General features: G+C 59.7%; 14 protein-coding genes. 9 read left to right on the forward strand and 5 right to left on the reverse strand.

What is annotated here, in order from left to right:
- Positions 1-21: 21 nt before the first annotated feature.
- Positions 22-765, forward strand: a complete 744-nt coding sequence (locus AC07VO_RS17075; RefSeq protein ID WP_064616318.1) for a phosphatase PAP2 family protein — start codon at positions 22-24, stop codon at positions 763-765.
- 175 nt (positions 766-940) lie between these two features.
- On the opposite strand, the gene groL is transcribed toward AC07VO_RS17075, so the two are convergent.
- The 4 genes from groL to AC07VO_RS17095 form a co-directional block, all read right to left on the reverse strand.
- Positions 941-2587, reverse strand: a complete 1647-nt coding sequence (gene groL / locus AC07VO_RS17080) for a chaperonin GroEL (RefSeq protein ID WP_018926587.1) — start codon at positions 2585-2587, stop codon at positions 941-943.
- A 49-nt stretch (positions 2588-2636) separates the two neighbouring features.
- The gene (locus tag AC07VO_RS17085; protein WP_018926588.1) at positions 2637-2930 is read right to left on the reverse strand and encodes a co-chaperone GroES; all 294 of its coding nucleotides are present in this window, start codon (positions 2928-2930) and stop codon (positions 2637-2639) included.
- Positions 2931-3175: 245 nt separating this feature from the next.
- On the reverse strand, positions 3176-3652 hold the full coding sequence (locus AC07VO_RS17090; RefSeq protein WP_018926589.1) for an FxsA family protein: 477 nt from the start codon (positions 3650-3652) through the stop codon (positions 3176-3178).
- A 66-nt stretch (positions 3653-3718) separates the two neighbouring features.
- A complete protein-coding gene (locus AC07VO_RS17095; protein ID WP_026286457.1) occupies positions 3719-4450 on the reverse strand; it encodes a HugZ family pyridoxamine 5'-phosphate oxidase in 732 nt (243 codons plus the stop codon).
- Positions 4451-4615: 165 nt separating this feature from the next.
- Between AC07VO_RS17095 and AC07VO_RS17100 the strand changes: the two genes are divergently transcribed.
- Positions 4616-5374, forward strand: coding sequence for an SDR family oxidoreductase (locus tag AC07VO_RS17100; RefSeq protein ID WP_018926591.1), 759 nt, complete (start codon positions 4616-4618; stop codon positions 5372-5374).
- 64 nt (positions 5375-5438) lie between these two features.
- Here AC07VO_RS17100 and apbC read toward each other — a convergent pair whose 3' ends face one another.
- Positions 5439-6533 carry an iron-sulfur cluster carrier protein ApbC gene (apbC, locus tag AC07VO_RS17105; protein ID WP_018926592.1) on the reverse strand — a complete coding sequence of 365 codons (1095 nt, stop codon included), beginning with the start codon at positions 6531-6533 and terminating at the stop codon, positions 5439-5441.
- Positions 6534-6731: 198 nt separating this feature from the next.
- Here apbC and metG point away from each other — a divergent pair, with 198 nt between their 5' ends.
- The 7 genes from metG to nth all read left to right on the forward strand — a co-directional run bounded on the left by metG (position 6732) and on the right by nth (position 13330).
- The gene (gene metG / locus AC07VO_RS17110) at positions 6732-8786 is read left to right on the forward strand and encodes a methionine--tRNA ligase (RefSeq protein ID WP_086946091.1); all 2055 of its coding nucleotides are present in this window, start codon (positions 6732-6734) and stop codon (positions 8784-8786) included.
- Positions 8787-8930: 144 nt separating this feature from the next.
- Complete coding sequence (locus AC07VO_RS17115; protein WP_064616316.1) at positions 8931-9500, forward strand: electron transport complex protein RnfA; 570 nt, start codon at positions 8931-8933, stop codon at positions 9498-9500.
- Complete coding sequence (rsxB, locus tag AC07VO_RS17120) at positions 9497-10501, forward strand: electron transport complex subunit RsxB (protein WP_018926596.1); 1005 nt, start codon at positions 9497-9499, stop codon at positions 10499-10501. Before AC07VO_RS17115 ends, rsxB begins: the two co-directional genes overlap by 4 nt.
- Positions 10488-11480, forward strand: coding sequence for an RnfABCDGE type electron transport complex subunit D (locus AC07VO_RS17125; RefSeq protein ID WP_018926597.1), 993 nt, complete (start codon positions 10488-10490; stop codon positions 11478-11480). The genes rsxB and AC07VO_RS17125 overlap by 14 nt, the downstream gene beginning before the upstream one ends.
- Positions 11477-12088, forward strand: coding sequence for an RnfABCDGE type electron transport complex subunit G (locus AC07VO_RS17130; protein WP_457327293.1), 612 nt, complete (start codon positions 11477-11479; stop codon positions 12086-12088). Before AC07VO_RS17125 ends, AC07VO_RS17130 begins: the two co-directional genes overlap by 4 nt.
- A complete protein-coding gene (locus AC07VO_RS17135; RefSeq protein WP_018926599.1) occupies positions 12081-12695 on the forward strand; it encodes an Rnf-Nqr domain containing protein in 615 nt (204 codons plus the stop codon). Before AC07VO_RS17130 ends, AC07VO_RS17135 begins: the two co-directional genes overlap by 8 nt.
- The gene (nth, locus tag AC07VO_RS17140) at positions 12692-13330 is read left to right on the forward strand and encodes an endonuclease III (RefSeq protein ID WP_018926600.1); all 639 of its coding nucleotides are present in this window, start codon (positions 12692-12694) and stop codon (positions 13328-13330) included. Before AC07VO_RS17135 ends, nth begins: the two co-directional genes overlap by 4 nt.
- Positions 13331-13418: the final 88 nt, after the last annotated feature.

The following is a 13418-nucleotide window of genomic DNA, read 5'->3' on the forward strand; positions in this document are numbered from 1 at the left end:
TTCCATTCATCAGGATCCACCATGTCATCAACCGCTGTCCGTCCCGTCTCCCGCCCGCTCAATTTCTGGCTGTGCCTGGGAGTGCCCGCCATTGCGGCGATCACCCTGATGCTGCTCGAGTTGACGTCCCTGGACATGGACCTTGCCAAGCTGTTCTATGATCCGGTCGCCGGTGCGTTCATCGGGCGCCACAGTTATTTCCTGGAAAACATCCTGCATGACCGGGCCAAGCAAGTGGTCATTGCCTTTTCGGTGTTCTCTATCCTCGGCTTTGTCAGTTCCTTTTTCATTGAAAGGCTCAAACCGTTCAAACGTGAAATGGGTTGCCTGGTGTTGTCTCTGGCGCTGTCAACCTCCTTTGTCACTCCGCTCAAAGCGGCAACGGCGGTGCAATGCCCATGGAGCCTGGAACAATTCGGCGGGCACGAAACCTACAGCGAACTGCTGAGTCCTCGCCCGCATACCGACAAGCCAGGCCGCTGCTGGCCCGGTGGTCATGCGGCGACCGGTTTCACCCTGTTTGCGTTGTTCTTTGTGTTGCGTGACCGACGCCCACGGCTGGCACGCTATGCGTTTATCTTCGCTTTCACGTTGGGCTCGGTGTTTTCCATCGGCCGGATGATGCAGGGCGCGCACTTCTTCTCGCACAACGTGTGGACGGCGATTTTCTGCTGGCTGTTTTGCCTGGGGGCGTACTACAACATCCTGTACCGGCCGGCCTCCAAGACTGAACAGGCGAACGAGGCAAAACCGGTCAGCGCCTGAACCGACGCCATTGCGAGCAAGCCCTGCTCCCACAGGTTTACGCAATCCACTGTGGGATCGTGGCTTGCCCGCGATGGATGGCCGCGACGCGATCTGCGGACCTACCAAAATGAAGGCAATAAAAAGCCCCGCCTGCTCGACGCAGGCGGGGCTTTTTTATAGGGGTAAGGCTGGCTTACATCATGCCGCCCATGCCACCCATACCGCCCATGTCTGGCATACCGCCGCCAGCTGCACCGTCTTTCTTCGGTGCTTCGGCAACAGCGGCCTCGGTGGTCAGGATCAGACCGCCAATCGAGGATGCAGCTTGCAGAGCCGAACGGGTCACCTTGGTTGGGTCCAGGATGCCCATTTCGATCATGTCGCCGTATTCGCTGGTGGCAGCGTTGTAACCGAAGTTACCCGCGCCTTGCTTGACCTTGTCGACAACCACGCTTGGCTCGTCGCCGGAGTTGGCAACGATCTGACGCAGTGGCGCTTCAACCGCACGACGCAGAACAGCGATACCGACGTCCTGATCGGCGTTGTCGCCTTTCAGTTCGCTGATGGCTTGCAGGGCACGGATCAGTGCCACGCCGCCGCCAGGTACCACGCCTTCTTCAACGGCTGCACGGGTAGCGTGCAGGGCGTCTTCAACGCGGGCTTTCTTCTCTTTCATTTCAACTTCGGAACCAGCGCCGACCTTGATCACTGCAACGCCGCCGGACAGTTTGGCCAGGCGCTCTTGCAGTTTTTCACGGTCGTAGTCGGACGAAGTGTCGGCCACTTGTTGACGGATCTGGGTCACGCGAGCCTGGATATCAGCCTCAACGCCGGCGCCGTCGATCACGGTGGTGTTTTCTTTGGACAGGATCACGCGCTTGGCATTACCCAGGTGTTCCAGGGTAGTGCTTTCCAGGCTCAGACCGATCTCTTCGGAGATCACGGTACCGCCGGTCAGAACAGCGATGTCCTGCAGCATGGCCTTGCGACGGTCGCCGAAGCCTGGAGCCTTGACGGCTGCGACTTTAACGATGCCACGCATGTTGTTCACAACCAGAGTCGCCAGGGCTTCGCCTTCAACGTCTTCGGCCACGATCAGCAGTGGACGGCCGGCTTTGGCAACGGCTTCCAGTACTGGCAGCATTTCGCGGATGTTCGAGATCTTTTTGTCGACCAGCAGGATCAGCGGACCATCCAGCTCGGCAGTCATGGTCTCTGGCTTGTTGACGAAGTACGGGGACAGGTAGCCACGGTCGAACTGCATGCCTTCAACAACCGACAGTTCGTTTTCCAGGCCCGAGCCTTCTTCAACGGTGATCACGCCTTCTTTACCGACTTTTTCCATGGCTTCGGCAATGATGTCGCCGATGGAGTTGTCGGAGTTGGCCGAGATGGTACCTACCTGAGCGATTGCCTTGGTGTCAGCGCAAGGCTTGGACAGGGCTTTCAGTTCCTTGACGATCGCGATGGTCGCTTTGTCGATACCGCGCTTCAGGTCCATCGGGTTCATGCCGGCAGCGACGGCTTTCAGGCCTTCGTTGACGATCGACTGAGCCAGAACGGTAGCGGTGGTGGTACCGTCGCCTGCGTCATCGTTGGCACGGGAGGCAACGTCTTTGACCAGCTGCGCGCCCATGTTTTCGAAGCGGTCTTCGAGTTCGATTTCTTTGGCTACGGAAACGCCGTCCTTGGTGATGGTCGGAGCGCCGAAGCTCTTCTCGATGATCACGTTACGGCCTTTCGGGCCCAGGGTCGCTTTTACTGCGTCAGCCAGAACGTTGACACCGGTGAGCATTTTCTTGCGGGCGGAGTCGCCGAATTTAACTTCTTTAGCAGCCATGATCGATATTCCTTAAATACTTTGTAGTAGCGGGAAAATGAGCGGGGAATCAGCCTTCGACAACAGCGAGAATCTCGTTCTCAGCCATGATCACCAGGTCTTCGCCATCGACTTTCACAGTGTTGCTGCCGGAGTACGGGCCGAACACCACCTTGTCACCCACTTTCACGGACAGTGCACGCACTTCGCCGTTGTCCAGCACTTTGCCTGGGCCTACAGCTAGGACTTCACCCTGGTTTGGCTTCTCAGCAGCCGAACCTGGCAGGACGATACCGCCAGCGGTTTTCTTTTCTTCTTCGCTGCGACGGATAACGACGCGGTCATGCAGAGGACGAAGCTTCATTGTCGATCTCTCCTAATTGTGGTTTTCATCGGCCGGTGTAGTCCCGGCGGGTTTAACAAATCCGGCGGCGCCGGGTGCGGTTCGTCGAGCGAACCGCGGAAGTCTGTCTGGCGCAATTGCCAGAAACCTTGCGGTGACCGTTACATAAGGGCGCGCGAGCCTATTTCAAGGGCCGAGAGCGAAATTTTTACGTCGATACCCTGAAAATGAACACGGCACCCAAAGGTGCCGTGTCGATGGACATGTTACTTGGAGTCGCGGTGTTCGAACTCGCCTTCGATCACGTTAGGCTCACGGCCCAACGGCTGACGTGGAGCAGGACCGCCCCGCGGCTGAAGGTCATCGGCGAACGCACGCTGGCGCATCGCTTGTTCCTCGGCGCGCTGGCGCATTTTATTGGCCAGCAGTCGACGAGAGATCGGCAGCAACATAATCAGACCCAGCACGTCGGTGACGAAGCCCGGCAGAATCAACAGCCCCCCCGCCAGGGCCAGCATCAGGCCTTCGAGCATGGTCTGGGCCGGCAACTCGCCGCGGCTCAGGCTTTCACGAGCGCGCAGCGCAGTAGCCAGACCGGCGATACGCAGCACGAACACGCCGAGCATCGAGCCGAGAATGATCAGCAGCAGGGCCGGGAAAAACCCGATCGCTGCGCTGACCTTGACGAATACGAACAGCTCCAACACCGGAAACAGTACAAAGAGCAACAAAAAAGGGCGCATCAAATGGTTCCTCAACGCAAGTAAGCCTTGCCAGTGTTCCTTAGATGACGTCGCCGTTTCGTGAATTCAAGCATCGGCCACTTGATTTTTCGGCCAATGTTCGGCGTGAGCCAGGAAAACCAAGGCTTCCCGGACTTGTGTCGGCGTATTACAAGGCGCTTGAAACGGCAGCCAGTAGAGCCCCTGGCCGATGCGCAAGTGCATGCCTTCGCTGTCGATGCCGACCAATTGCGCCGGCACGGTTTTCGGCAGGCCCGCCAAGTCGACATAGTGGGCGATGGCTTTGGCGTGATCGGCATTCATGTGCTCGACCATGCTCACTTCGGCCTTGCCGGCGAACGGGTTGGCGAGGGTCAGTTGGTCGACCCAGTGAATCGCGCCGAAGCCGCCGATGTAACGGTGGCGTACCGGTTTGAGCACCCAGAAATCGAAATCGTGGGCCTTGTGATAGTTCTGCGAATCCGGGAAATAGCGGTAGTAACGCTCGGCTGCCGCTTCGATGGCTGCGGTGTCCTCGAGTTTTTCCCCTTCGGCCAGGTAGGTCAGCCGACCAACGGCTTGCACGTCTTCGGCCTCGCGTTCACCCACCAGCAGCGAGCATTTCGGATCCTTCAGCAGGTTGTGAGTGTGCTGAGCGATGCGGCTGATAAGGATCAACGGCCGGCCCTGTTCGTCCAGACAGTACGGAACCACGGAGCCAAACGGGAAACCGGGCATCGCTTTGGAGTGCGTCGAGAGCACTCCACGGTATTCCTTGAGAAGCAATTCTCGGGCATGCTTAGCCACTACAACGCTCAATTTATGACTCCTTATATAGATTCCGTCGAAAAAACGGACAGGCGTCTGGGTGAAAGTTCCAGTACGCCACAGGGGCAGTTCTCATGTGCAGCCAGGCCACATCAGGCTCAGATCGAGAGGCCCTCTAGAAGGAGAAACACTCCGATCGGCTATGGGGCTATGCGAATGCAACTCACTGACAAAGTAATCATTATCACCGGCGGTTGCCAGGGTTTAGGCCGTTCCATGGCCGAGTATCTTGCAGGTCGTGGCGCCAAGCTGGCCCTGGTGGACCTGAACCAGGAAAAACTCGACGCCGCCGTCGCCGCTTGCAAGGCCAAGGGTGTCGAGGCCCGTGCCTACTTGTGCAACGTCGCCGATGAAGAGCAAGTGACCCACATGGTCAGCCAGGTGGCCGACGATTTCGGCGCGATCCATGGCCTGATCAACAACGCCGGCATTTTGCGTGACGGCCTGTTGCTGAAGGTCAAGGATGGCGAAATGACCAAGATGAGCCTGGCCCAATGGCAAGCGGTGATCGACGTCAATCTGACCGGCGTGTTCCTGTGCACCCGTGAAGTCGCGGCAAAAATGGTCGAGCTGAACAACAGCGGCGCGATCATCAATATCTCGTCGATCTCACGCGCCGGCAATATCGGCCAGACCAACTACTCCGCCGCCAAGGCCGGTGTCGCTGCGGCGACCGTGACCTGGGCCAAGGAACTGGCGCGCTACGGGATTCGCGTGGCGGGCATTGCGCCGGGCTTCATCGAAACTGAAATGACCCTGAGCATGAAACCTGAAGCGCTGGAAAAAATGACTTCCGGGATTCCGCTCAAGCGCATGGGCAAACCCGAAGAGATCGCCCAGTCGGCGGCCTACATTTTCGAGAATGACTACTACACCGGTCGGATTCTGGAGCTGGATGGCGGGTTGCGTATCTAAAGCAATATCAAAAGATCGCAACCTCGTGTCGAGCGAAGCGAGGCTGCGATCTCTTTTCAGCGATTTAATCGTCGCTGACGGTGATGTTCGGCATCGCCGGCGTCGCAGCTTCCTGCAACACGATCCGCGCGCCGACATGGCGGGCCAGTTCCTGGTAAACCATCGCAATCTGGCTGTCAGGCTCGGCGATCACCGTTGGCTTGCCGCCATCGGCCTGTTCGCGGATCAGCATCGACAGCGGCAACGAAGCCAACAGTTCGACGCCATACTGGTTGGCCAGCTTCACACCCCCGCCCTCACCGAACAAATGCTCGGCATGCCCGCAGTTGGAGCAGATGTGCACGGCCATGTTTTCGACCACGCCCAGCACCGGGATGTTGACCTTGCGGAACATTTCCACGCCCTTGCGCGCATCCAGCAATGCCAGATCCTGCGGGGTGGTCACGATCACCGCACCGGCCACCGGGACTTTTTGCGCCAGGGTCAACTGGATGTCGCCGGTGCCTGGAGGCATGTCGATGACCAGGTAATCCAGGTCGCCCCAGGCCGTTTGCGTGACCAGTTGCAACAAGGCGCCGGACACCATCGGCCCACGCCAGACCATCGGCGTGTTGTCGTCGGTCAGGAAGGCCATGGACATCACTTCGACGCCATGGGACTCGATCGGAATGAACCATTTCTGATCCTTGACCTGAGGACGGGTGCCTTCAGGGATGCCGAACATGATGCCCTGGCTCGGACCGTAGATGTCCGCGTCGAGAATCCCCACTTTGGCACCTTCACGAGCCAACGCCAGCGCCAGGTTGGCGGCCGTGGTGGATTTGCCCACGCCTCCCTTTCCAGACGCCACGGCCACCACGTTTTTGACGTTGGCCAACCCCGGAATCTGTGCCTGGGCCTTGTGCGCGGCAATCACGCTGGTGATCTCGACACGGGCAGTGACCACGCCATCCAGGCCCTCGATGGCCATCTGCAACAACTGCGCCCAGCCACTCTTGAACAGACCGGCGGCGTAACCCAGCTCCAGCTGGACGCTGACGCGATCGCCCTGAATATCGATGCTGCGCACGCACCCGGCGCTGACCGGGTCCTGGTTCAGATAAGGGTCGGTGTATTGGCGAAGGACGGCTTCCACCGCTGCGCGATTGACGGCGCTCATGGGCAACTCCGATAGCAAGACTGGAAAATCAGGCGGGTATCCTAACCGTTCTGTCGCCTGGACGGGATGCTTTCAGAATATGACAAATATCTTATGACCGGCGGGTACAAAGGTCCGTGGAAGCTGGCCGTGGGGGTGAAAAATATGCGCCGGCGCTTTATAGTGGCCGACCTCCGTTTCATCAAGTAGCCGAGCCCCATGTCCGAGCCACGCAAGATCCTCGTCACCAGCGCCCTGCCCTATGCCAATGGTTCGATCCACCTCGGCCATATGCTGGAATACATCCAGACCGATATGTGGGTGCGCTTCCAGAAGCATCGCGGTAACCAATGCATTTATGTCTGCGCCGACGACGCCCACGGTTCGGCCATCATGCTGCGCGCGGAAAAGGAAGGCATCACCCCGGAACAACTGATCGCCAACGTCCAGGCTGAACACAGCGCCGACTTTGCCGAGTTCCTGGTGGACTTCGACAACTTCCACTCCACTCACGCCGAAGAAAACCGTGAGCTGTCGAGCCAGATCTACCTGAAGCTGCGCGACGCCGGGCACATCGCCACGCGCTCGATCACGCAGTACTTCGACCCGGAAAAGAAAATGTTCCTGGCCGACCGCTTCATCAAGGGCACCTGCCCGAAATGCGGCACCGAAGACCAGTACGGCGACAACTGCGAAAAATGCGGTGCAACCTACGCGCCGACCGACCTCAAAGATCCGAAGTCGGCAATCTCCGGCGCCACGCCGGTGCTCAAGGATTCCCAGCACTTCTTCTTCAAGCTGCCGGACTTCCAGGAAATGCTGCAAGCCTGGACACGCAGCGGCACCTTGCAAGAGGCCGTGGCCAACAAGATCGCCGAATGGCTGGACGCCGGCCTGCAACAGTGGGACATCTCCCGCGATGCGCCGTACTTCGGCTTCGAAATTCCTGATGAACCAGGCAAGTACTTCTACGTGTGGCTGGACGCGCCGATCGGCTACATGGCCAGCTTCAAGAACCTGTGCAACCGTACGCCTGCACTTGATTTCGACGCGTTCTGGGGCAAGGACTCCACCGCCGAGCTGTACCACTTCATCGGCAAGGACATCGTCAACTTCCACGCCCTGTTCTGGCCAGCGATGCTCGAAGGCGCCGGTTTCCGTAAACCGACCGGCATCAACGTGCACGGTTACCTGACCGTCAACGGTCAGAAGATGTCCAAGTCCCGCGGCACCTTCATCAAGGCCCGGACCTATCTGGATCACCTGTCGCCGGAATACCTGCGCTACTACTACGCGGCCAAGCTGAGCCGTGGCGTCGATGACCTGGACCTGAACCTCGAGGACTTCGTGCAGAAGGTCAACTCGGACCTGGTCGGCAAAGTCGTCAACATCGCCAGCCGTTGCGCCGGTTTCATCAACAAAGGCAACGCTGGCGTGCTGGTGGCCGGCAACGCCGCGCCAGAGCTGACCGAAGCGTTCCTGGCCGCAGCACCGAGCATCGCCGAAGCCTACGAGGCGCGTGACTTCGCCCGGGCCATGCGCGAAATCATGGGCCTGGCCGACCGAGCCAACGCCTGGATCGCCGACAAGGCGCCATGGTCGCTGAACAAACAGGAAGGCAAGCAGGATGAAGTCCAGGCCATTTGCGCCCTGGGTATCAACCTGTTCCGCCAATTGGTGATTTTCCTCAAGCCGGTGCTGCCGCTGCTGGCCGCCGATGCCGAGGCGTTCCTGAACGTCGCACCGCTGACCTGGAACGACCACGCCACCTTGCTCAGCAACCATCAGCTGAACGAGTTCAAACCGTTGATGACCCGCATCGACCCGGTAAAAGTGCAAGCCATGACCGACGCCTCGAAAGAAGACCTGACCGCCAGCCAGACCGACACCGGCGAAGCTGCCGCGCCTCAAGGCAACGGCGAACTGGCCAAGGATCCGCTGTCGCCGGAGATCGAGTTCGATACCTTTGCCGCGGTCGACCTGCGCGTCGCCCTGATCCTCAAGGCCGAAGCCGTCGAAGGTGCCGACAAACTGCTGCGCCTGACCCTGGACATCGGTGACGAGCAACGCAACGTGCTCTCCGGCATCAAGAGCGCCTACCCGGACCCGGCCAAGCTTGAAGGTCGCCTGACCATGATGATTGCCAACCTCAAGCCCCGCAAAATGAAATTCGGGATCTCCGAAGGCATGGTGATGGCGGCCGGCCCTGGTGGCGAAGAAATCTATCTGCTGAGCCCCGACAGTGGCGCCAAGCCAGGTCAGCGCATCAAGTAAAGTCCTACGCTAAACCGATCCCACAGTCGTGCCCGGCGCGACTGTGGGATTTTCATATCTGGCCCACCCTCCTTCCTTGCCGGATAATGCCTAATCTCTTTTTAGAGAGCCCCTTAAGAAAGCCCTGTTCTTACCGGCACGATCATGACCGAACTGCTTCTTACGCTTATCAGCGCTGCCCTGATCAACAACCTCGTGTTGCACTGGCCGCTGGGCGTCGATCCGGTGCTGGGCAGCGAGCGGCGACAGGTGCATGCATTGGGCATCGCGACGACGTGCCTGATGCTGATCGTCGGCACGCTCGGCCATGCGCTCTACCACTGGCTGCTGGTGCCGCTGGGGCTGACGTCGCTGCGACTGTTCGTATTCCTGCCGCTGAGCGTTCTGCTGATCGGCCCGCTGCTGAAACTGCTTCCACGGTTATTCGCCAAGCTTTCATTCGAGGGTCTCTGGCCCCTGCTGCTGGGCAATGCCGGCGTGCTTGGGCTGACCCTGCTCAACGCTCAGGACGACAAGGGACTTTTCCACGCCATAGCCTTGAGCCTAGGTGCCGGGCTGGGTTTCTGGCTGGTGCTGAGCCTGTTCAGCGACTTGCGCCAACGCACACTCGATAACGATGTCCCCCTGCCCTTTCGCGGCCTGCCGATCGAATTGATCGGCGCCGGATTGATCGCAGTGGTTTTTCTCGGATTCAGCGGGCTGATCAAAACATGAGTCTGATTCAACGCATCGATGCCCTCTTGCCGCAGACCCAATGCGGCAAGTGTGGCCACCCCGGATGCAAACCGTACGCCGAAGGCATCGCCAGCGGCGAGCCGATCAACAAGTGCCCACCGGGCGGCAGCGAAACCATCGCGGCCCTCGCCGAGCTGCTGAAAGTGCCGGTGCTGGAACTGGACGTCAGTCGCGGTTCGGCACCGGCGCAAATCGCGTACATCCGCGAAGCCGAATGCATCGGCTGCACCAAATGCATTCAGGCCTGCCCGGTCGACGCGATTGTCGGCGCGGCGAAATTCATGCACACGGTCATCGTCGACGAATGCACCGGTTGCGACCTCTGCGTGGCGCCCTGCCCGGTGGATTGCATCGAGATGCATCCGCTACCGCTGGCCACGCTGCCGATTGTCGGTGGGCTGGCGTTCAGCCTGGAGGAACAACAGGCCCGGGCCGCCAAGCGCAACCGCGCGCGACGTCGCTTCGAACAGCGCAATGCCCGCCTACATCGCGAAGAGGAACAGAAACTCGCCGAACGTCAGGCCCGCGCCCAACGCGCCGTGCAGCACAGTGAAGTGACGCTCGACCCGGTTCAGGCCGCGCTCGAGCGCGTGCGTGCGCAGAAGGCCGCCAATGCCGATGCGGCGCTGAAAAAGGCCAAGGTCGATCTGGCGATGAGTCGGGCGCAGCTGAATAAATCGCTCAAGGCCTTCGGGCATCCACCGACCTTCGAACAGCAATCGCAACTGATCGTGCTGCAACAGCAGTTCGAAGCTGCCGAACAGGCGCTGTCGCTGCTGGAAAGCAGTGCACCGGTGGTAGCTACTCCACCTGTTCCGACAAACGATGCCGAGCTGAAACGGGCGAAGATCCAGTTGGCCATGCGCCGCGCCGAACTCAAGAAGGCTCAAACAAACGAAGCGCCGGCCGAACAGATCACAGCATTGCAACATGCGCTCAGCGAAGCCGAGCGGCAGGTGGATGCCTATGCCGCCCCTTGAATCGGTGGATGAACGCCTTCAGCAGGCCATGAAGCTGGTGTTGCTGGCCACCCTGCCGGGAATGCTGATGTTGTTCTGGCTGTACGGTTGGGGCGTGTTGATCAACCTGATTCTGACGGCAGCTACCGCACTGGCCGTTGAAGCAGCGGTGTTACAGCTGCGCAAGCAACCTGTAAAACCGACAGTGAGCGATGGCAGTGCGCTGGTCAGCGCGACCCTGTTGGCCCTGGCCTTGCCGCCTTATTGCCCATGGTGGCTGACGGTCAGCGCTGCGGCATTCGGACTTTTTTTCGGCAAGCACCTGTATGGCGGCGTCGGCAGGAATCCGTTCAACCCGGCGATGCTCGGTTTCGCCCTGGCTTCAGTGACGTTTCCTCAGCAAATGACCCATTGGCCGTCGTCCCACGGCATGGACTTCCTCGCTGGCCTGCAACAAGTGTTCGGCTTCAACCTCGGCCAGACACCAGACGCGTGGGCCCAGGCCACCGCGCTGGACAGCCTGCGAATCAACAAAAGCCTGACCATGGACGAACTGTTTGCCGGCAACCCGGCATTCGGCCATTTCGGCGGCCGGGGCGTGGAATGGGTCAACCTGGCCTTCCTGGCCGGCGGCGCGTTTCTGCTGCAACGGCGGGTGTTCAGCTGGCATGCGCCGGTCGGCATGCTCGCCAGCCTGTTCGTCATCAGCCTGTTGTGCTGGAACGGTTCGGGCTCCGACTCCCATGGCTCGCCACTCTTCCATCTGCTCACTGGCGCGAGCATGCTGGGTGCCTTCTTCATCGTGACGGAACCGGTATCCGGCGCGAAAAACCCCACGGCCCGGTTGCTGTTCGGCGCCGGAGTGGGGCTGCTGACTTACTTGATTCGCACGTGGGGCGGCTATCCCGACGGGGTGGCTTTTGCCGTCCTGCTGATGAACCTCTGTGTACCGGCGCTGGAGCGGTTTGCTGCCTCCAGACAAGCGCAGGTCAGCCCATGAACCGAGCGACAAGCGTTGTGACCCTGGTATTACTGGCAGGCCTGGGGACAGGCGCGACTTACCTCGCGCAGTACACCAGCGCCGCACGCATTGCCGCCGAACAACGCCTGATCGACAGCCGCAATTTGCTGGATCTGCTAGCGCCCGACAGCTACGACAATCAGCCACTGGAACACCCCCTCAACGTCGAAAAAACACGCCTGCCCAACAGCACGCTGCTGAATGGCTATCTGGCGTCCAAGGCCGGCCAACCGAGCGCCGTGTTGCTGCGCAGCCAGACACTGGGCTACGCCAGCGCCATCGATTTGCTGATCGCCATCGACCCCCATGGCACGTTGCTGGGGGTCAAAACCCTCAAGCAATCGGAAACCCCGGGGCTGGGCGGCAAGCTCGCCGACTGGCCCAATGCCTGGCTGCAAGTGTTTACCGGCAAGTCTCTAGGCGAACCAAGCGACACTGGCTGGGCCTTGAAAAAGGACCGAGGGCAATTCGATCAGATCGCAGGCGCAACCATCACCTCAAGAGCGGTGATCAATGCCACCCACGATGCATTGCGTTACTTCGATGAACACCGGCAACCGCTGATCGGGAGCAGCGCCCATGAATAAGTCATCAACCCTGCAGAACTCGCTGATGCTTGCGCCTCTGATCGGCGTCACTGATTCGTTGGTAACGGCTCTAGGCCTGTGGCTGATGTTCGCTCTGGTGCTCAGTGTTTATGACGTGAGCATGGGTATCTTGCGCTCACGACTGATTCCGGCAACCCATTTACTGGCCTGCCTCCTGCTGGCTGCCACACTGACCAGTTGTGTGGAACTCGCCATGCAAGCCTGGTCGCTTCAATGGCACCAGCATCTGGGGTTCTATACCGGATTGATCGCCTTGCAATGCGTGGTGCTGGAACATAACGGTTTTTTCCAGGGCACAAGGCGTGACCGCCTGCGCCTGTGCGGCCTGTTCGGCGCCTTGATGATTGGCCTGGGCCTGCTCCGCGAGCTTATCGGCAACGGGACACTGGGTAGCCATCTGCCCTGGCTGACCGCTGCCATGCAACCGGACTGGCAAGGTTGGGTGCTCACCGCTGACGGTGGCCTGCGCTTGGCCACGCTGGCCCCCGGCGGGTTTATTCTGCTGGGGCTGCTGATCGCCGCACGTCAGGCCTGGACCCGCCCCTCCCCCACATTGACCTCCTTCGAGGAAACGCATCGCCCATGAATGCCGCAAAACGTCTGGAAATTTTCCGCAGGTTTCACGAAGACAATCCTGAACCGAAGACCGAGCTGGCCTATTCCTCGCCGTTCGAACTGCTGATCGCCGTGATTCTCTCGGCGCAATCGACCGATGTCGGCGTCAACAAGGCCACCGCCAAACTGTTTCCGGTGGCCAATACGCCGGCGGCGATTTATGCCTTGGGCGTTGAAGGATTATCGGAGTACATCAAGACCATCGGCCTGTATAACAGCAAAGCAAAAAACGTGATCGAAACCTGTCGCTTGCTGGTAGAGCGCCATGGCGGTGAAGTACCGCAGACCCGCGAAGCGCTGGAAGCGTTGCCCGGCGTCGGCCGCAAGACCGCCAATGTGGTGCTCAATACCGCCTTTCGTCAGCTGACCATGGCCGTGGACACCCACATTTTCCGGGTCAGCAACCGTACCGGCATTGCTCCGGGCAAGAATGTGGTCGAGGTGGAGCAGAAACTGATGAAATTCGTGCCGAAGGAGTATCTGCTCGACGCCCATCACTGGCTGATTCTCCACGGACGCTACGTTTGCCTGGCCCGCAAGCCGCGTTGTGGCAGCTGCCGGATCGAGGACTTATGCGAATACAAGCAAAAGACCTCGGACGATTGAGGCTCTATTAGTTTTCTTGATTAGCCGATTGAAAAAATCTTTTTTACCCGCCGGGAAATTGTCGATATAAGGAGCGCCAAAGGCAGTC

It is taken from the genome of Pseudomonas sp. GW821-FHT03E01, from assembly GCF_059420765.1.